A 17,850-nucleotide genomic window follows, 5' to 3' on the forward strand; every position below is an offset into this window, starting at 1 on the left:
CTGATGAGATGTCCGGCGTGAACCACCCGCGTCTGGCCGTATTCGCCCTGCTCGCGGTCGCGGCGGCGTGGGGATCCACGTTCTTCCTGACCAAGGATCTGCTCACCAGGATGGACGTCGCCGACTACCTGGCGTTGCGGTTCCTGATCGCCTCGGTCGCGCTCGTCCTGGTCCACCCGCCGGCGATCTCCCGGCTGAGCCGCCTCGACCGCGGCCGGGCCATTGCCCTCGGCATCACCTACGGCATCGCGCAGCTGGTCCAGACCGAGGGCCTGCGGCACACCTCGGCCAGCGTGTCCGGCTTCGTCACCGGCATGTACGTCGTCTTCACCCCGCTGCTGGCCGCGGTCATCCTGCGCCACAAGATCGGCCGCTGGGCCTGGGTCGCCGTGATCCTCGCCACGGTCGGCCTCGGCGTCCTGTCGCTGAACGGCTTCAGCATGGGCACCGGCGAGCTGCTAACGCTCGCGTCGGCCGGCCTGTACGCCCTGCACATCATCGGGCTCGGCGCCTGGTCCACACCACAGAACGCCTTCGGCCTCTCGTCCCTCCAGATGATCGTGATCACCTGTGTCTGCGCCATCGGCGCGCTGCCCGGCGGTTTCACCGTCCCGAGTACCGGCGGCGACTGGGTCAGTGTGATCTACATGGCACTGGTCGCGGGCGCGCTCGCACTGATCGTGCAAACCTGGGCGCAGGCACACCTCAACCCGACACGGGCGGCGATCGCGATGACAATGGAACCGGTGTTCGCGTCGGCCTTCGCAGTTCTGTTCGGGTCCGAGAGTGTCACCTGGAGGATGCTGGTCGGCGGCGCCCTGGTGCTGTCGGCGATGTATCTGGTGGAGCTCGCACCGCGGCGCAAGATCGAGGCCGAGGTGCAGCACCTCGCACAATAGGCGGGTCAGGAGGGGCGATGCGGCAGGGGAATGAGGGGCGGGGCTTCGCGGCCGTCGTCATCATCGTGCTGCTCGCGTTCCTGGCCGCGGGTACGGCGAACAACCTGGTCCGCAACCCGCAACCGCGGCTGGTCGCCGACGGTGTCCCGGGCCGTACGGCGCCCCACACGACGTCGTCGCTGGGCGGTGGCAGCGAACAGTACGGCGATCTGATCCGTCATGCGCTGTCCGACCTCGACGCCCTCACCCTGCCGAACGGCGCGACGCTCGCGGGCTGGGACGGGCCGTGGCGGTACGTCTGGCCGCGGGACGCGTCGTTCGTCGCCGCGGCCCGCTGCTCGATCGGCCAGTACGACGAAGCCTTCAAGGTGCTGTCCTTTCTCAACGGCGTCCGGCCGCCGACCGGGCGCTGGGAAGCCCGCTACACCGCGACCGGCGGCCTGATCGGTGACGGCCGCGAAGCCCAGCTGGACGGCTCCGGATGGGTGCTCTGGGCAACGTGGTTCTGCCGGGGTGGTAGCAGGTACTGGGAACTGGTCCGCGAGTCAGCCGAGCAGATCGTCGCCGAACTCAACCCGGACGGCCTGCCCGGTCCGTCGTCCGACTACTGGGAACGACCCGAGTCGCAGCTGACCCTGGGCACGGTCGCGCCGCTGCTGGCCGGCCTCCGCTGCGCGGTGCTGATCGCCACCGAACAGCACCGCCCGGACGAGGCCATGCGGTGGCGCGCCGCGCTCGACAAGTTGGCCAAGGCAACTGATCGGGCCTTCGGGCCGGACTATCCACGCACCCCGGGCCGCGCGACGAGCTTCGTCGAGCCGGGCGTCGACCCCATCCAGCTCGGCGGTGGCGCTGACGCGATCATCACCATCCTGGGGCCGCCGTTCGCGCCGGCCCGGGAGGTCGTGTCCACGGCGATCGACCGGGCGCGCGCCGTACTGACGCAGCCCAATGGTGGCGTGACACCTGGTGAGGACTGGCGGGCGGACGGGGTTTCCTGGACACCGCAGACCGCGCTGTTCGCGCTGAGCGCGGCGGCTCGCGGAGACGACACGACAGCCGATGCGTTGCTGACCTGGCTCGACCGGCACCGCACCAGCACCGGCGCACTGCCGGAGAAGGTCAACCGTGATCTGCAACCGGCCGGCGAGGCTCCGCTCAGCTGGACCGCTGCGCTGGTGGTCCTCGCCGGCACGGCGCTGCAGAACGCGCTACCGACTCCCGGTTAGCAGATCTCCATCACGTCGTGCGTCGGCGCGTCCGGTCGCGCCGTACTGGTCCTGGCCGAGTAGAAGAACGCGGTCGACGCGATGTCGTCCCGCAGCGGCAGGTAGCGGCCGCCCGAGCGCCAGCCCAGCGCCTGGACGTTGGCACGGAGCTTCTCCTTGAAGCGGATCGGGTCAGGCAGGTGGAAGCGATACATGCCGAACCGTTGCTGGCTCGCGTACTGCCCGTCCGGCCGGATCACCTGCGGCATGCCGAGGTACGGCGTACTGAACTCGGTGTAGCCGCCCAGGTGGGGGACGTCGAAGTTCCACGCGCCACCGAAGTAGTCCTCGGTACCGGTACCGCAGATGGTCGGGAACTCGTCGTCGCCGTCGAGGTAGAACTTCACCTCGCCCTCACCCCACCAGCCGCTGCTGTTGACGCCCCACGCGAGGTAGGTGCCGACGTAGTGCCCCGGGCCCTCGACGCCGTCCAGCAGGGTGTGGACGGTCTTGTCCGGCAGCGGGTTGCTCCGGCACCACTGCGCGTGCAGGTACGCCGACTTGTCCGGTACGGCGCCCAGCCAGTAGTCGACCTGGAAGTAGACGACGACCTTCTCGTCGTGGGTGTTCTCGAGGGTCAGCGTGGCCCGCTCGGTGAACGGCATCTCCCAGTAGCTGTTGAAGCCGCCGTTGGGGTTCACCGCGACGGGCAGCGAGTTCACCTGGGCGAACTTGCCCCAGCCGGAGCAGAAGAAGTCGCCGACCGGAGTCTCGATCGCCGGCGCCTCGTCGCCGTTCCAATGCGCCCGCAGCACCAGCCGCCGCCAGTTGTCGACGTGCGTAGTCAGCCAGATGTGGGTGATGCAGCCTGACCCGGCGATGTCGGCCAGTGTGGCGGTCTCGCCCGGACCGATCTCGATCGACGGCGAGACCTTCCAGCCCTGACCAAGATCCCGGGCCGCGTGGGCGCCGGTCCCCTCGGTCCGCCGCCCACCCTGGCCTGGCTCGCCGGTCGGGTTCTCCGCACTGATGGAGCGCGACTCGACGTCGGCGAGAGCGCTGATGCCGGACAGATTCCCAAGAGTCATACCCGGGACCTTAAGGCGGTCGTGGGTCCACCAGAAATCGATTGCCCATCACCTGGAATCCGCTGTGGTTATATGCCTGATGGGTTATATTGGGGAGATGGACAGTCGGCGTGGGACGGTGTTCGGGACCGCGGACGGGCGGGTGGCGATCCGGTTCGTGCGGCTGGTGGCGCATCCGCCGGAGAAGGTGTGGCGGGCGATCACGGATCCGGAGCAGCTGCGGGAGTGGTTTCCGGCCGTGGTGGAGCTGGATCGGCCGGTCGGGACGCCTGTGTTCTTCGGGGTGACCGACGAGCAGCGGCGGCGATACGGGATGGCGGACGACCCGGATCGAGCGCCGAACGGGCGGATCCTGCGGAACCAGCCGCCGTTGGTGCTCGAGTACGAGTGGGCCGGCGAGATCCTGACCTGGGAGATCACCGGTACACCTGAGGGCAGCCGGCTCGTGTTCACCAACGTACTGTCCGAGCCCGACGCCGCCGGCCCGGCCGCCGCCGGATGGGAAGCCGGACTCGAGGTCGTCGAGGCCCAACTCGACGGCACGCCCATCACCTGGAACCCACTGGACCGCGCCGAGCAACTCGCCCGCCGCACTTAACCACGCACGGCGGAACAGCCGGCGCCAGCCGCTTGCCTCCGCACAGCCGGCGCCAGCCGCTTGCCTCCGGACCGCCGGCGCCAGCCGCGTGCATAAGGACAGGACGTATATCTGTGCTGTGCTGCCGTCCTCCGCCTGGGAGCCGGTCGGCGATGGCCGCTCGACCGACTACCTCCTGTCCTTCGGTACAGCTCAGCAGGCGCGGACCTTGGCGTCGAGGCCGTGGACGAACGAGACACACGCGCGTGGGCGGCCCTGGTCGAGCTTGGCGCGGACGATAAGTGGGAACGCGTCCGCGCCACGGACCTGCGGGCTCTTCTCGGTCTTGAGCGAGCCAACGGCACCACCGCGAGCCTCGGCAGCTGCCTTCACGTCGGCGACCGTGACCGCGCTGCGCGCGTCCTTCGTGGCTGCATTCTTCGCGTCGGTCGCGACGGCGAGCGCGAAGTCGATCTCCGGCGGCGTCGACCAGGTTGTCGTCGTGACCGGGAAGACCAGGCCGAACATCAGCAGGCCGATCCCGGTAATGACCAGCCGGAACTGCCGACTCTGATCGGTGAGCAACAGCGCCGCGCAGCACAGCGCGAGAAACAAGGTCAGCCCGCGCAGAATCCAATGCCGATCGAGTCTGCTGTCCACCGCCAGCGCCGCACCGAGCGCGATCACCACACAGAGAACCGCAGCGACAAGGGCACGGACACGCGGCGACACGGATTGCATGGCGCAGACGATAACGCCCACCACAGCATCAGTCCGACGCCCGCCACCGATGGTGGACACGGCAGCGGGTGTGACGACGCGCGAGCTTCTGCGCGGGAACGTGGACATGGTGCTGCGGATCCATCGCGGCGGCGGCCTGGTCATCTCCGGGACGGACAGTCCGCCCGACAACATCGCGGTCTCACTCCACGCCAACCTGCGCTCGATGGTTGCGGGCGGCTTCACGAGGTACGAGGCGCTCACCACGGCGACCGCAATCCGGCGAAGTGGCTGAACCTCGAGGACCGGATCGGCGTGATCAAGCCGGGTGCTCGGGCCGACCTGTCGTTCGTCGACGGCGATCCACTGGCGGACATCCGGATCGTGGCGGCGGTCGATCGCGTGATGGTCGCGGGCCGGCTTCACACGGTCGACGAGCTGCTCGCGCCGTACGCCGCTGGCACCTGGGTCCAACCTGCGGTCCACGCCGCCAACGCCTCGCAACCACTGTCCCGAGAAACAAGCCCACGCCCACGACGACGAGGTTCTGGTGGCACGAGCCCGGGTGGCTGCACAGAGCGTGCTGCGAGGGCTGACGATCCCTTGAGATCTGTCAGAAGGAGGTGGTGAGGTCCTGCGTCCGACCGGTCGCGGAGGCCCGATACGCGGACTCGATGATGTCGATCACATGGCGCGCGTGTTCGGCGGTGACGATCGAGGGCTTGCCTTCGCGGACCCAGTCGACGAGCTGCATGACGTCCTCGTACACATGCTGCTCCTCGATCTCGCGATGCACGCCGGTCACATGCGGAAGCAGAGCCTGGTTGCCAGTCCCGCGGGGCGAGAGCTCGGAGGGATCGCGGTCGGGGAAGTCGAACGGCTCGCCGTTGAGCAGCAGGCCGTCGATCGTCCCGGTCGTTCCGTAGTAGGCGCCGCCGAAGCCGCCGCGCATCAATCCCGCGGCGGTTCCGGTCGCGACGCAGAACAGGTTGTCGCCGAAGTCGATCAGCACGACGGTGTTGTCGTCGGCGTCCGTCTGGACGTCGACTCCGCCGCTGGTGCGCACGGGAACCCGTACGCCGGACATCGCCGTCACTCGCTTGGCCGGACCGAGGATCCCGGTCACGGCGTGCAACGCGTACACCGTCATGTCGTACATCGGTCCGCCCCCGGGCTTGCGGAAGTACCACGACGGATCGATGTTCGTCAGTACGTCGTTGCCGCCACGGACGGACTCGTCCTCGTGGTAGGTGCCGAACGCCGCGCCACAGCTCACCCAGGACAGCGTGCCGATGGCGCCATCGGCGATCAGCTCGCGGGTCCGGATGTGATGCGGGCGCAGCATCTCCCCCGGCGAGGCGACGATGCGCAGGCCGTTGGCGGCCGCGAGATCGATGAGTTCGGTCGCCTCGGCGACCGTGATCGTCATGGTCTTGTTGAAGTGCACGTGCTTACCGGCCTGCAACGCAAGCTTGCCCTGCTCGTAGTGCAAACCGATCGGCGAAGCGATCGTGACAGCGTCGACATCCCCACGAGCCAGCAGGTCCTCGTACTCCGTGAACCCCTGCTCGACCCCGAACTTCTCAGCCGCCGCATCCGCCCGCCCTGGTACCGGATCGCACACCGCGGCAAGCTTCACCCGCCCCGCAAGATCCGCCTGCCCCAGATGCGGAAGAATCCCGCGCACCGAAATACTCCCCGCCCCGACCACACCCATCCGCACCGTATCCGCCATGCACCTGATCCTCCCACGCGGCACCCCGCCCGGTCCTCCGTCGCTGCCTTCCGCAGGGAGCAGACGCCTAGCTCGCTACCGGCTGCGCCGCCGCCACGCCGGCGAAGAGGTCGCGGGCGCGGTCGGCAGCGCCCTCGTCGGTCAGCGCCTCCCCCGGGCGGTTGCCATAGGCAAGTAGCTCGCCACCCCAGCGCATGCCCATGTACTCCGAGATCAGCCGCAGCGTACCGAGCATCGGTTCGACCTCGGCCGGATCCTTCGCCGTGTGGGCGCAGATCGCCCACAGCGTCTTACCCCGCATCCGGGCCCGGAAGTCCACTCCCGGCACCCGCATCCAGCCCGACCAGTGGTCGAAGTACTCCTTCACAGCCGCCGAGACGGTGAACCAGTAGAGCGGCGACGCGATCACCAGGTCGGTCGCCTCCAGTGTTGCCTCCAGCAACCGCCGATGATCACCGCAAGGAATCGGGTACACACCATCGCCGTCGTGCCGGACGTCACGGAACGGCTCGAGGTCCAGCTCGCTCAGCCGCAGCCAGGTCTGGCCGACGTCGGCCGGCAGGTGTTCCGCCGCGGACCGCGCCAACGCCTCAGTATTGCCACCGGGACGCGTCGTCCCCTCCAGAAACAGGAAGCTGCGGCCCACCGGCTCACTCCTAATCTATGCATCTGCAACTGTTGCACAAGCTTACAGAGGGCGTAAGCCGTCTGTCACCCCCGGCCTTGCACATCGTCGCCGGCGAGTGGCTAGCGGAGTCTGGCAGCGGCTGCGCGTAGGCCGTCCAGTAGGGGCGTGGTGGGTCGGCCGATCAGATGGCGCAACTGGCCGGTCGCCTCCGCCGAGACGCCGGCCGCGACATCTGCATCCAGTTGGACGAGGAAGTCGACAGTCGGGTCGTCGAGGCCGCTCGCCGTGAGCACCTCGGCGTGTTCGGCCGGCGAGAGGTCCTGGTACGTCACCGGCGTACCGAGCACGTCCGCGACTGTCGCGGCGAGCTCGGGATAGGTCCAAGAGGTGTCGCCGGTCAACTCATAGGCCCACGTTCTCGTGTCCGGCACTCGAGAGGACGACCGCGGCCGCCTCGGCGTAGTCGACGTGATCGGCGCTGGCCACCCTGCCGTCGCGCACACTGCCGACGATCGATCCGGTCGCGCGAGCCGGCTCGAGGAACGGCACGTAGTTCTCGTGGTACGAGTTGTTGCGCAGGATCGTGTATGGCAGACCGGAGTCACGGATCATCTGCTCGGTGGCCTTGTGCTCGGCCACGATCGCGGTCTCACTCGTGTCCGCGTGTGGTGCGCTGGTGTAGACGATGCGGGACACCCCGGCCTCCTGGGCGGCCCGGATCACGTTCTCGTGCTGGGCCATCCGCTTGCCGAACTCGTTTCCGGAGATCAGCAACAGGACGTCGACGCCGGCGACGGCGGCATCGACCGCTGCGCGGTCGTCGTGGTCAGCGATGCGGGTCTGGACAGACTTCTCCAGCACTGCCGGCACCTTGTCCGGGTTCCGCGCGATCGCCACGACGCGTTCGGCCGAGGTCCGGGCGAGCAACTGGTCGACGACCAGCCTTCCGAGCAGTCCGGTGGCACCCGTGACCGCAATGAGATCCGACATGATGCTTCCCCTTCACAGCTTGATATCGAGAACAGTTCGTACTACGAACCATAATGGTTCGTAGTACGAACTGCAAACATTCGATACGAGGGGCCGGCCTCAGGTCTGCGTCGCGGCACCGCCCGTCTCGTCCAGCTCCAGGAAGACAGCGGGAACCTCGTTGTCGAGCACGACCCGGCCCAACAGCCCCGCGAGCGTGTCCCGCTCGCCGGCACTCAGGCCCGCCGGCAACCTGTCGATGCGCCGGCAGGTCTCCGCGTAGAACTCCTCCGCGACCACATGGCCGCGCGGCGTCAGGGCGACTCGCACCGCCCGGGTGTCCCGCGGATCGGGCTCGCGCCGTACCAAACCGTTGCGCTCGGTGCGATCCACCAGTCCGGTCATGCTCGACTTGGCCAGCCCCAGCATCGTGCCCAGCGCGCTCATGCCGTACGGCTCGGCCATCAGCACACAGAGCAGCTGCCCCTGCTGCGGCGTCAATCCTCGTTCCCGGCTCGCCTGCGCGTAGACCGCATTCACCAGGAACGCCGAGCGAACCAGCCCGGCGACTACCCCGATCCGACCGTCATCATGCTTAGCCACCCTGCCACGCTAGCACTCATTTCCCAGCTAATTCGCGACACGAACTATCCGGCCGCTACACGGGTCGAGGGCAAGCTTGCCGAGGGTCTGGCCGGCGCCGAGACTCCGGAGGATCGCCGGCGTAGGTTCCATATGTCTGCGTGACGTCCGCGAAGTTGACTCCGGCGGCGCCGACACGAATCAAGTACTCCGCACCTCGTCGAGGAACTCCGTCCGCAGCAGCTCCGCGCTCGCGTGGGCCGCCCGCGAAGCTTTCGTGATTACCGCAGCGGATCAGCGATGACGCGGATCCGCCGCGAGGTCGGCAGCGCCACGATCGAGGGGAGTCTGCGCCATCTGCGGGCGACGAAGTATTCGTAACAGGAGGTTCAGCCATGCCTACCGATGCCCCATCAGCGAAGCGAATCGCCCGGTTCATCGAGCCGTTCCGAGTGGCTCCGGGCTCACACGTGACACTCGCCGAGGACTTCGATCCAGCGTTCAAGGCGGGGGTCGAGAAGAAGAAGGACGGCGCCGAGCTGTTGACCGAGGGGATCGAGCTGCTTGCGGACTACCAGGCCCGGCTTGCGGCTCAGGACACCATCGGCGTCGTCGTCGTCCTTCAAGCGCTGGACGCGGCCGGCAAGGACGGGACGATCCGCCACGTGATGAGCGGCGTGAATCCCCAGGGCGTGAGAGTCGAGAGCTTCAAGGTTCCTTCGGCGACCGACCTCAACCACGACTTCCTGCGCCGGTACCAGGAGCACCTGCCGTCCAGGGGCGAGATTGGCATCTTCAACCGCTCCCACTACGAGGAGGTGCTCGTCGTCCGGGTGCACCAGGAGAACCTCGTCCGCCAGAAACTGCCGCTCGCTACGCGCGAGGACCACGTCTGGAAGCACAGGTACGAAGCGATCAACAACTGGGAGCACTACCTCGTCGAGAACGGCTTCCGGGTAGTGAAGCTGTTCCTCAACCTCTCGAAGGAGGAGCAGCGCGTCCGCTTCCTGAGGCGCATCGACCTGCCAGAGCACAACTGGAAGTTCTCCGCGCACGATGTGCAGGAGCGCCGGTCCTGGGACGACTACCAGGAGGCGTTCTCGCAGATGCTGAGCCACACGAGCACCGAGTGGGCTCCCTGGCATGTCATCCCGGCGGACCGCAAGTGGTTTGCCCGGATTGCAGCCGCGGCGGTGATCGCCAACGCACTGATCGAGGTCGACCCGCAGTACCCGACGCTCGATGACCATGCGCTGCGAGACCTTCAGGCGACGAAGTTCGAGATCGAAGCGGAGGCACCCGACGGGGCGGCCCCGGATCCGTTCGAGCCGACTCTCTCAGAGTGGAAGGTGTGAGCAATGGCAGGCAGATTCGTCGCGGCCATCGACCACGGCACCACCAGCACCCGGTGCTTGCTGTTCGGCGAAGATGGCACCGCCGTCGCAACCGCACAGCGCGGGCAGACCATGCACTACCCCGGACCGGGCCTGGTCGAGCTCGACATGGCCGAGGTCTGGCAGCGAACCCAGGAGTGCATCCATGATGCGCTCGCCGCGGCGGATGCCCAGCCGGCGGACATCGCCGGGATCGGGATCACGAACGAGCGCGAGTCCGTCGTACTGTGGGATCGCCGTACGGGACGCCCGGTAGCGAACTCGATCACCTGGCAGGACACGCGGACGGCGGCCGCCGCCGACGCGCTGGCGGCCGACAAAGGCATCAATCGGTTCCAGCAGCGCACCGGCCTGCCGATCTCGACGTATTCGTCGGCTCTCAAGCTCCGCTGGTTGCTCGACCAGGACCCGGCCAGGCGGGAGGCGGCCGGCCGGGGCGACCTGTTGTTCGGCACTCCCGACACCTGGCTGCTGTGGAACCTCACCGGCGGTCCCGATGGCGGCGTGCATGTGACCGAGCCGAGCAACGCCAGCCGAACGCTTCTGATGAACCTGCACACGCTCGAGTGGGATCAGGAGCTGCTGGACGTGATGGACATCCCGCGTGCGCTACTCCCCGAGATCCGGTCTTCGAGCGAGGTCTACGGCACCGCGAAGGGCGAGCTGGCCGGCGTCCCCGTGGCCGGCGTACTCGGCGACCAGCAGGCCTCGTTGCTGGGTCACACGTGTTTCGACCCCGGTGCCATGAAGAGCACGTACGGCACCGGAGCCTTCCTGCTGGCCAACCTTGGGACAGAGCCGGTGATGTCGAAGCATGGCTTGATCACGACGGTCGCTTGGAAGCTGGGCGACGCCGACGCGGTCTACGCGCTGGAGGGTTCGGTCTCGATGGCCGGCGCCCTCGTCCAGTGGCTCAGCGAGAACCTCGGAATCATCACCGACGCCTCCGAGGTCGAGACCCTCGCGCGATCCGTCGAGGACTCGGGTGGCGTGGTCTTCGTCCCCGCGTTCTCCGGCCTGTTCGCGCCGTACTGGCACGACGATGCGCGTGGGGTGATCGTGGGGCTGACCCGGTTCGCCAACAAGGGACACATCGCACGTGCGGCGCTGGAAGCCACGGCGTACCAGACCTACGACCTGGTTGAAGCGATGCTGGCCGACACCGGTCTGGCGGAGCTCGGCGAACTCCGGGTGGATGGAGGCATGACCAAGAATGAGCTGCTGATGCAGTTTCAGGCCGACGTCCTCGACTCCCACGTGGTCGCTCCGGCCGCAGCCGAGATCACCGCCACCGGCGCCGCCTACGCAGCGGGGCTTGCGACCGGGTTCTGGTCTGGGCTGGACGACCTGCGTGCGAACTACACCATCACGCACGGCTGGGAACCACACATGAGCGCGGACGAACGGAAGCGCGGCGTCGCCGGCTGGCGCCTCGGTGTTGAGCGCACCCTGGGCCTGGCCGGTAAAACAGGCTGACGGACTGGCTACGAGTGGCGTCTGCGGAGCGCGCGGGGGTTGGATCCAGTTAGAACGGGAGTTTGGGTTGGGGTGGGGCGTGGGTGGGGTCTACGCCGTCGAAGAGGCTGCTGACGGATTCGCCCTCGTGGATGCGCTTGATGGCTTCGGCGAACAGGCCGGCGACTGAGCTGACCTGGAGTTCGGGGAAGCCGGCTGGGCGCGGCACGGTGTCGGTGCTGATCACCTCGGTGATCGAGGGGTGCGACCGCAGCCGCTCGACCGCGGCGCCGGAGAACAGGCCGTGGGTGCAGGCGACGGCCGCCTGGGTGCAGCCGCGGTCCTTCAGGCGGTCCAGGAGCTCGATGATCGAGCCGCCGGTGGCGATCTCGTCGTCGAGGATGATCGCCCGCTTGCCGGCCACGTCGCCGACGATCGCGTCGATCACCACGCGGTCGTCGGCCAGGCGCTGCTTGCTGCCCGCCGCGACCGGTAGGCCGAGCAGCCGGGCGAACAGGGTCGCCGTCTTCGCGTTGCCCAGGTCCGGGCTGACCACGACGGTGTCGGTCAGATCGTGGTTGCGGAAGTGGTCCGCGAGTACGCCGATCGCTGTGAGGTGATCGACCGGGACCGAGAAGAAGCCGTGCACCTGGGGCGCGTGCAGGGCCATGGTCAGGACGCGGTCGACGCCGGCCGTGACCAGCAGGTCCGCGACCAGGCGACCGCCGATCGAGATCCGCGAGGCGTCCTTCTTGTCCGAGCGCGCGTACGCGTAGTGCGGCATCACCGCGGTGATCTGCTCCGCCGAGGCGCCGCGGGCGGCGTCGATCATCAGCAGCAGCTCCATCAGGTGCTCCTGCGTCGGCGGCACCAGCGGTTGCACGATGTACACGTCCCGCTGCCGGCAGTTCTCCTGCAGTTGCACCTGCAGACAGTCGTTGCTGAAACGATGGATTTCCACCGGTGCGAGCGGTACGCCGAGATCGGCACAGATCCGCTCCGCCAAACCAGTGTGGGCACTTCCGCTGAACACGACGATCTCTCGCACGGCTCTCCCCGAACGCTGCGACCCCAACACCTGCACCCTATCTCGGAGCTCGGCTGATCAAGACCTCGGTGCTCAACTGACCAAGCGGGCGAGGGTTTCCGCGGCGGCGCGGCAGTCTTCGGTCGATGCGTCGAGATGGGTTACCACGCGGAGGTGAGTCGGGCCGACGCCGCTGACCAACAGGCCTGCGGCGCGGGCGGACTCGACCACCTGGGGTACAGATGTGCCGGTGGCGGAGAGGTCTGCCACGACGATGTTGGTTTCCACCTGATCGGGTTTGACGGAGCCGGGGGCGGCGTCGGCCAGGGTTTCCGCGATCAGGCGGGCGTTGGCGTGGTCTTCGGCCAGGCGCTCGACGTTGTGCTCGAGGGCGTAGAGGCCGGCGGCGGCCAGCACGCCCGCCTGTCGCCAGCCGGCGCCCAGGCGCTTGCGCCAGACACGAGCCTCCCGGATCAGCTCGGTCGAGCCGACCAGGACGGAGCCGACGGGCGCACCGAGGCCCTTGGAGAGGCAGACGCTCACGGCGGCAGCGCGGGAGGCGTACGCCGAGGCCGGGACACCGGCGGCCACGGACGCGTTCCACAGCCGGGCGCCGTCCAGGTGGAGCGGCAGGCCGCGGGCGTCCAGTTCGTCGGCGAGAGCGTCGTACTGGTGCTGGATGGCGCCACCGCCGAAGTTGTGGGTGTTCTCGACCGAGACCGCCGACGTGGTGACGAAGTACGGGCCGAGGTCCGGGGCGATCAGCGCGCGGATCTGCTCGAGGTCGATCTGTCCCGCCGGCGCGGACCACGTTCGCGTGGTGACCCCGCTGACGGCCGCGTGCGCGCCGAGCTCGGCGCGGGCGATGTGCGCACTCGCCTCACACAGCACCTCGCCACCGCGAGGCACCAGCGCCCGTACGCCGAGGATGTTCGCGAGCGACCCGGTCACGGTGAACAGCCCGGCCTCATGCCCGAGCAGTCCGGCGACCGTCTCCTCGAGCCGGTTGATCGTCGGGTCCTCGCCGTACACGTCGTCCCCGACCGGCGCGGACGTCATCGCGGCCAGCATCCCCGCGGACGGGCGGGTGACCGTGTCGGACCGCAGATCGATCATGCCCGCACGCCACGCAGCCGCTCGGCGACCAGGAAGGCCAGCTCCAGCGACTGGTGCCGGTTCAGTCGCGGGTCGCAGGCAGTCTCGTACCGGTTCACGAGATCCTCCGCGACCAGTTCCTCACCACCGCCAAGACACTCGGTCACGTCGTCCCCGGTGAGCTCCATGTGGACGCCGCCCGGCCAGGTGCCGACCTGCTCGTGGGCGTCGAAGAACCCCTGCACCTCGTCCATGACGTCGTCGAAGTTGCGGGTCTTGTACCCGTTCGGCGTCTCGTACGTGTTCCCGTGCATCGGGTCGCACACCCACGCGATCGGCGAACCGTGGTCCCGGACGGCCTCCAGCAGCGGCGGCAGCGCCGCGCGGATCTTGCCCGCGCCCATCCGGGTGATGAATGTGAGCCGGCCCTCGATCCCCTTCGGGTTCAGCTTGTCGATCAGGGTCCGGATGTACTCCGGCGTGGTGGTCGGCCCGATCTTCACGCCCAGCGGGTTCGTCAGCGAAGCCAGGAACTCGACGTGCGCGCCGTCCAGCTGCCGCGTCCGCTCCCCCACCCACAGGAGGTGACCGGAGACGTCGTACGGCTGCTCGGTGCGCGAGTCGATCCGGGTCAGCGCGTGCTCGTACTCGAGGATCAGCGCCTCGTGCGACGCGTAGAAATCGACCGTCCGGAACTCGTCCGAGGTCGCGCCGCAGGCCCGCATGAAGGCGAGCGCCCGCTCGATCTCGGACGCCAGCTGCTCGTAGCGGCGCCCGACCGGCGACGACTTCACGAAGTCCGTGTTCCACGCGTGCACCTGGTGCAGATCGGCGTACCCACCGGTGGTGAACGCGCGGGTCAGGTTCAGCGTCGCGGCGGCCGCGTTGTAGACGCCCCGTAGCCGCTGCGGATCCGGGATCCGCGCCTCTGGGGTGAACTCGAGGCCGTTGACGGCGTCCCCGCGGTACGTCGGCAGCGTGAGACCGTCCCGCGTCTCCAGGCCCGAGCTCCGCGGCTTGGCGTACTGACCGGCGATCCGGCCGACCTTCACGACCGGCACGCTCGCGGCGTACTGGAGGACGACGGACATCTGCAGCAGCACCCGCAGCTTGGCCCGGATGTTCTCCGCCGTCACACCTTCGAAGGTCTCCGCGCAGTCGCCGCCCTGGAGGATGAACGCCTCGCCGCGCGTGACCGCCCCGATCTTCGTGGTCAGGTCGTCGCACTCACCGGCGAACACCAGCGGCGGCAGCTTCCGCAGCTCGCCGATCACCTGATCCAGCACCGCCGCGTCCGGCCACTCCGGCTGCTGCAGCGGCTTCAACGCCCGCAGCTCGTCCAGACTCGGAACCCCAGGCACTTCCCCCGCCGTCAACGTCGCAAATTGCATGGCCCCAACTCTAGGCCAGCCGCCACGACGCAGAGTCAGCGTCTCAGGTCAACAGCCCCGGATCCGGCGGTACGTCGACCGCGTGCTCACGCAGGACCGTCAGCGGGATGGTGTCCAGCGACCGGGCGTGCGACGACGCCAGTACGACGGGAGCTGCGGCGCCGGCGTGGTACGCCTGCAGCCAGCGAACCGCGACCACGCACCAGCGATCACCCGGCGCGAGACCCGGGAAGCCGAACTCCGGGCGCGGGGTGACCAGGTCGTTTCCGACCGAGGTCTGATGGGCGAGGAACTCCGGCGTCATCACGGCGCAGACCGTGTGACTCCCGAGATCCTCCGGGCCACTCGTGCAGCAGCCGTCCCGGTAGAAGCCGGTGACCGGATCGGTCCCGCACTCCTCCAGCGGTTCGCCGAGGACGTTCAGGTCGCTGTCCATGGCGACATCCTGACCCGTACGGGTGGCAAAGACCGTCAGCTGGCCTTGGTGTCGCCGAGGTGGAGGTGCTCGTCGACGGACTCGCCGGCCTTGATCAGTTCCTTGGCCTTGTCGGCGTACATGTCGACGTACTCCTGGCCGGACAGCTCCATCAGCGCGTACATGATCTCGTCGGTGACCGAGCGGAGCACGAACCGGTCGCGCTCCATCCCCTCGTAGCGGGAGAAGTCCAGCGGCTTGCCGATCGCCACGCCCGGGCGGACCAGCCGGGGCAGCCGGCGGCCGGGCTCACGGATCAGCCACTGCGGCCAGATCGTGCCCGGCGGCTGCAGCTTCTCGGTGTCGATCATCGCGACCGGGATCACCGGCACACCGGCCACGATCGCCATCCGGGCGACGCCGGTCTTGCCCTTGTAGAGCCGGCCGTCGGGCGAGCGGGTGCCCTCGGGGTAGATCCCGAACAGCTCGCCCTTCTTCAGAATGTCCAGACCGGTGTTCAGCGCGGCCAGCGAGGCCCGCCCGCCGGATCGGTCGATCGGGATCTGGCCCACCGACCGGAAGAAGGTCGCGACCAGCTTCCCCTTCAGCCCGGGCGCGGTGAAGTACTCCGACTTGGCCGGGAAAACGATCTGCCGGGGGACGGCGACCGGCAGGAAGATCGAGTCGCAGAACGCCAGGTGGTTGGAGACCAGCAACGCCGGACCCTCGGACGGGATGTTCTCCAGTCCGGTCACCTTGGGGCGGAAGAGCAGCTTCACCAACGGTGCGACCAGGAACCGTCTGAGGAACAGGTACAGCATCGCCTTCACCTCCGTCACTCGTCCGTCACGTCACACTCGGCCCAGTACCCAGTGTCCGCCCGCGGCGACAGTTGCGACAGCGCCGGCGCCCACCGTCGGTGCAGGACATTACGTTCCAGCTTCCTCCTCAGGCAATGTCACCGCCAGGAATGCGGGTGTTGCTCACCGTGTTGTCACCTGGATGCAGACTGGACGCAGCCCAGATGCGACCATGGGCTGGCGCACAGATCCAGCCGTGACCCCGGCCGTGATCTGGCCGCCTGTGAGGACCCTGACCGGCGAGGAGTCGACGTGCCAGTGCAAGGCCACGCGGAGGAATACCGCAGTCCCGGGACCGGGGAGAACGCCGCCGTCGGAGTCCTGCTCAGTCACGGATTCACCGGGTCACCGAAGTCGATGCGTCCGTTCGCCGAACACCTGGCCGCCGAGGGGTACGGCGTCGCCGTGCCGCGCCTGCCCGGTCACGGGACCACCTGGCAGGAGATGAACAAGACCGGCTGGCCGGACTGGTACGCCGTCCTGGACAACGAGCTGGAGCGGTTGCGCAAGGAGCACGACCAGGTGTTCGTGGCCGGACTGTCGATGGGTGGCTGCCTGGTCCTGCGGCTGGCCGAGGAGCACGGCGCGGACATTTCCGGTCTGGTCCTGATCAACCCGTCGGTACGGACGGACGACAAGCGGTTGGTGCTGCTGCCGGTGCTGTCCCGGCTGGTGCCGTCGTTCCCGGGCATCTCGAACGACATCAAGAAGCCGGGTGCCGACGAGGGCGCGTACGACCGGATGCCGTTGCGCGCGCTGCACTCGCTGTCCCAGCTCTGGCAGCTCACCCGGGACGATCTCGCGAAGGTGACACAGCCGGTGCTGCTGTTCCGCAGTACTGTCGATCATGTGGTGGAGCCGAGCTCGGGGCGGACGGTGCTGTCCTCGATCTCGTCCCGCGACGTGACCGAGACCCTGCTCGAGGACAGCTATCACGTGGCAACTCTGGACAACGACGCTCCGCGGATCTTCGCCGACTCCGCGGCCTTCATCCGCCGGTTGAGCGGTCGCAGCGATGCGTGACAACGGACTGACGGCGGCGCAGTACAGCTCACTCGGCGGTATCGACCCACTGGTCGCCGAGCCGGTGCTGGCCGCCCTGGCCGACGCCGGCATCGCCGCGTACTGCGGATCTCCCGGCGAGCCCCGGACCACGGAGACGTCCGACGTCGACGCCCGTACGCCGGACTCCGCCGACGAACCGCGGGCCGGGGCGGAGGCGACCGACAAGCCCGAAGCCCCGGCCAAGGCCGAGGAACCGGCGGCGGTGCCGGCCGGGTTCGAGGAGATCTTCGTCGACGCCGACGCGGTGGACCGGGCCCGGCCGGTGATCGAGCGGAGCACCGAGGACGCCGAGTGGGCGTCGCTGGTCGAGCAGTTCAGCGCGCCGTCCGCACCCGGGCACGACAGCGGGGACACCGCGGTGCCGCGGTGGCCGGCCAGTGAGGACGTCGACGAGAAGTACGAGCCGCTGATCGACGTACCGGCGAGTCTGACCTTCGAGGACAAGGCCGCGGACGAGGACGAGGAGCCGGCGAAGAAGGCCGACGACCCTCACGACCACTTCGTCCCGCCGGAGCCGCCGCGCGGTCCCCGGCTGGACTGGATCAGCCGGCTCGCCTGGCTCGGCCTGATCGGCGGCCCGTTGCTGCTGATCGCGGCCGCGGTGCTCGACTTCGGCACCGGTCGGATCACGACGCTCGCGGTGGTGGGTTTCGTCGGCGGCTTCCTCACCCTGGTCATCCGGATGAAGGATCGGTTGCCACCAGATGACACTCCCGACGACGGGGCAGTCGTCTGAGTTAGA

At 68.5% G+C, this 17,850-nt stretch carries 21 protein-coding genes; 9 read left to right on the plus strand and 12 right to left on the minus strand.

The genetic code is table 11. The features are described 5' to 3' along the window. Positions 1-8: 8 nt before the first annotated feature. Positions 9-899, plus strand: coding sequence for a DMT family transporter (locus OG876_RS39400; protein WP_328521822.1), 891 nt, complete (start codon positions 9-11; stop codon positions 897-899). Positions 900-916: 17 nt separating this feature from the next. Next, complete coding sequence (locus OG876_RS39405; RefSeq protein ID WP_328521823.1) at positions 917-2,128, plus strand: glucoamylase; 1,212 nt, start codon at positions 917-919, stop codon at positions 2,126-2,128. Here the strand turns inward: OG876_RS39405 and OG876_RS39410 are convergent. Then, positions 2,125-3,195, minus strand: coding sequence for a glycoside hydrolase family 172 protein (locus OG876_RS39410; RefSeq protein ID WP_328521824.1), 1,071 nt, complete (start codon positions 3,193-3,195; stop codon positions 2,125-2,127). The genes OG876_RS39405 and OG876_RS39410 overlap by 4 nt on opposite strands. Positions 3,196-3,292: 97 nt before the next feature. Between OG876_RS39410 and OG876_RS39415 the strand changes: the two genes are divergently transcribed. Beyond that, positions 3,293-3,793, plus strand: a complete 501-nt coding sequence (locus tag OG876_RS39415) for an SRPBCC domain-containing protein (RefSeq protein WP_328521825.1) — start codon at positions 3,293-3,295, stop codon at positions 3,791-3,793. Between the two features lie 192 nt (positions 3,794-3,985). Here OG876_RS39415 and OG876_RS39420 read toward each other — a convergent pair whose 3' ends face one another. Beyond that, positions 3,986-4,513: a hypothetical protein gene (locus tag OG876_RS39420; RefSeq protein ID WP_328521826.1), complete on the minus strand. Its 528-nt coding sequence runs from the start codon at positions 4,511-4,513 to the stop codon at positions 3,986-3,988. A gap of 70 nt (positions 4,514-4,583) precedes the next feature. Between OG876_RS39420 and OG876_RS39425 the strand changes: the two genes are divergently transcribed. Further along, positions 4,584-4,787 carry a hypothetical protein gene (locus OG876_RS39425; RefSeq protein WP_328521827.1) on the plus strand — a complete coding sequence of 68 codons (204 nt, stop codon included), beginning with the start codon at positions 4,584-4,586 and terminating at the stop codon, positions 4,785-4,787. Positions 4,788-4,807: 20 nt separating this feature from the next. Further along, positions 4,808-5,122: a hypothetical protein gene (locus OG876_RS39430; RefSeq protein ID WP_328521828.1), complete on the plus strand. Its 315-nt coding sequence runs from the start codon at positions 4,808-4,810 to the stop codon at positions 5,120-5,122. Here the strand turns inward: OG876_RS39430 and OG876_RS39435 are convergent. From OG876_RS39435 to OG876_RS39455, 5 genes are all read right to left on the minus strand, one after another. Next, positions 5,106-6,227, minus strand: a complete 1,122-nt coding sequence (locus OG876_RS39435) for a Gfo/Idh/MocA family protein (protein WP_328521829.1) — start codon at positions 6,225-6,227, stop codon at positions 5,106-5,108. The two genes, OG876_RS39430 and OG876_RS39435, sit on opposite strands and share 17 nt — an antisense overlap. A 67-nt stretch (positions 6,228-6,294) precedes the next feature. Continuing rightward, entirely contained in the window at positions 6,295-6,873 is a 579-nt protein-coding gene (locus OG876_RS39440) for a flavodoxin family protein (protein ID WP_442914059.1), read from the minus strand. A gap of 101 nt (positions 6,874-6,974) precedes the next feature. After that, on the minus strand, positions 6,975-7,256 hold the full coding sequence (locus tag OG876_RS39445; protein ID WP_328521831.1) for a hypothetical protein: 282 nt from the start codon (positions 7,254-7,256) through the stop codon (positions 6,975-6,977). A 1-nt stretch (position 7,257) separates the two neighbouring features. Next, complete coding sequence (locus OG876_RS39450; protein WP_328521832.1) at positions 7,258-7,845, minus strand: NAD(P)H-binding protein; 588 nt, start codon at positions 7,843-7,845, stop codon at positions 7,258-7,260. 99 nt (positions 7,846-7,944) lie between these two features. Beyond that, positions 7,945-8,427 (minus strand): MarR family winged helix-turn-helix transcriptional regulator, encoded by a 483-nt coding sequence (locus OG876_RS39455; RefSeq protein WP_328521833.1) that lies wholly within the window; start codon positions 8,425-8,427, stop codon positions 7,945-7,947. A 374-nt stretch (positions 8,428-8,801) separates the two neighbouring features. On the opposite strand from OG876_RS39455, the gene OG876_RS39460 reads away from it, so the two are divergent. Both OG876_RS39460 and glpK read left to right on the plus strand, forming a co-directional pair. Further along, positions 8,802-9,761: a PPK2 family polyphosphate kinase gene (locus OG876_RS39460; RefSeq protein WP_328521834.1), complete on the plus strand. Its 960-nt coding sequence runs from the start codon at positions 8,802-8,804 to the stop codon at positions 9,759-9,761. 3 nt (positions 9,762-9,764) lie between these two features. After that, entirely contained in the window at positions 9,765-11,276 is a 1,512-nt protein-coding gene (gene glpK / locus OG876_RS39465) for a glycerol kinase GlpK (protein ID WP_328521835.1), read from the plus strand. 49 nt (positions 11,277-11,325) lie between these two features. Here glpK and OG876_RS39470 read toward each other — a convergent pair whose 3' ends face one another. The 5 genes from OG876_RS39470 to OG876_RS39490 all read right to left on the minus strand — a co-directional run bounded on the left by OG876_RS39470 (position 11,326) and on the right by OG876_RS39490 (position 16,022). Next, positions 11,326-12,303: a ribose-phosphate diphosphokinase gene (locus OG876_RS39470; RefSeq protein WP_328521836.1), complete on the minus strand. Its 978-nt coding sequence runs from the start codon at positions 12,301-12,303 to the stop codon at positions 11,326-11,328. 72 nt (positions 12,304-12,375) lie between these two features. Next, positions 12,376-13,398 carry a threonine aldolase family protein gene (locus OG876_RS39475; protein ID WP_328521837.1) on the minus strand — a complete coding sequence of 341 codons (1,023 nt, stop codon included), beginning with the start codon at positions 13,396-13,398 and terminating at the stop codon, positions 12,376-12,378. After that, positions 13,395-14,768, minus strand: coding sequence for a class II 3-deoxy-7-phosphoheptulonate synthase (locus OG876_RS39480; protein WP_328521838.1), 1,374 nt, complete (start codon positions 14,766-14,768; stop codon positions 13,395-13,397). Before OG876_RS39480 ends, OG876_RS39475 begins: the two co-directional genes overlap by 4 nt. 43 nt (positions 14,769-14,811) lie before the next feature. Further along, complete coding sequence (locus tag OG876_RS39485) at positions 14,812-15,204, minus strand: DUF2237 family protein (RefSeq protein ID WP_328521839.1); 393 nt, start codon at positions 15,202-15,204, stop codon at positions 14,812-14,814. Positions 15,205-15,239: 35 nt separating this feature from the next. Next, positions 15,240-16,022, minus strand: a complete 783-nt coding sequence (locus OG876_RS39490; protein WP_328521840.1) for a lysophospholipid acyltransferase family protein — start codon at positions 16,020-16,022, stop codon at positions 15,240-15,242. Between the two features lie 273 nt (positions 16,023-16,295). On the opposite strand from OG876_RS39490, the gene OG876_RS39495 reads away from it, so the two are divergent. Then, on the plus strand, positions 16,296-17,066 hold the full coding sequence (locus OG876_RS39495) for an alpha/beta hydrolase (protein ID WP_328521841.1): 771 nt from the start codon (positions 16,296-16,298) through the stop codon (positions 17,064-17,066). Then, positions 17,059-17,844 (plus strand): hypothetical protein, encoded by a 786-nt coding sequence (locus OG876_RS39500; RefSeq protein WP_328521842.1) that lies wholly within the window; start codon positions 17,059-17,061, stop codon positions 17,842-17,844. The genes OG876_RS39495 and OG876_RS39500 overlap by 8 nt, the downstream gene beginning before the upstream one ends. Positions 17,845-17,850 lie beyond the last annotated feature (6 nt).

The sequence above is a fragment of the Kribbella sp. NBC_00359 genome, from assembly GCF_036097425.1.
Lineage (GTDB): Bacteria > Actinomycetota > Actinomycetes > Propionibacteriales > Kribbellaceae > Kribbella.

Excerpts from the sequence above, each read along its gene's own strand:
- OG876_RS39400 (WP_328521822.1), top strand. The coding sequence starts at position 9 with ATGTCCGGCGTGAACCACCCGCGTCTGGCCGTATTCGCCCTGCTCGCG.
- OG876_RS39405 (WP_328521823.1), top strand. The coding sequence starts at position 917 with ATGCGGCAGGGGAATGAGGGGCGGGGCTTCGCGGCCGTCGTCATCATC.
- OG876_RS39410 (WP_328521824.1), bottom strand. The coding sequence starts at position 3,195 with ATGACTCTTGGGAATCTGTCCGGCATCAGCGCTCTCGCCGACGTCGAG.
- OG876_RS39415 (WP_328521825.1), top strand. The coding sequence starts at position 3,293 with ATGGACAGTCGGCGTGGGACGGTGTTCGGGACCGCGGACGGGCGGGTG.
- OG876_RS39420 (WP_328521826.1), bottom strand. The coding sequence starts at position 4,513 with ATGCAATCCGTGTCGCCGCGTGTCCGTGCCCTTGTCGCTGCGGTTCTC.
- OG876_RS39435 (WP_328521829.1), bottom strand. The coding sequence starts at position 6,227 with ATGGCGGATACGGTGCGGATGGGTGTGGTCGGGGCGGGGAGTATTTCG.
- OG876_RS39450 (WP_328521832.1), bottom strand. The coding sequence starts at position 7,845 with ATGTCGGATCTCATTGCGGTCACGGGTGCCACCGGACTGCTCGGAAGG.
- OG876_RS39460 (WP_328521834.1), top strand. The coding sequence starts at position 8,802 with ATGCCTACCGATGCCCCATCAGCGAAGCGAATCGCCCGGTTCATCGAG.
- glpK (WP_328521835.1), top strand. The coding sequence starts at position 9,765 with ATGGCAGGCAGATTCGTCGCGGCCATCGACCACGGCACCACCAGCACC.
- OG876_RS39475 (WP_328521837.1), bottom strand. The coding sequence starts at position 13,398 with ATGATCGATCTGCGGTCCGACACGGTCACCCGCCCGTCCGCGGGGATG.
- OG876_RS39480 (WP_328521838.1), bottom strand. The coding sequence starts at position 14,768 with ATGCAATTTGCGACGTTGACGGCGGGGGAAGTGCCTGGGGTTCCGAGT.
- OG876_RS39485 (WP_328521839.1), bottom strand. The coding sequence starts at position 15,204 with ATGGACAGCGACCTGAACGTCCTCGGCGAACCGCTGGAGGAGTGCGGG.
- OG876_RS39500 (WP_328521842.1), top strand. The coding sequence starts at position 17,059 with ATGCGTGACAACGGACTGACGGCGGCGCAGTACAGCTCACTCGGCGGT.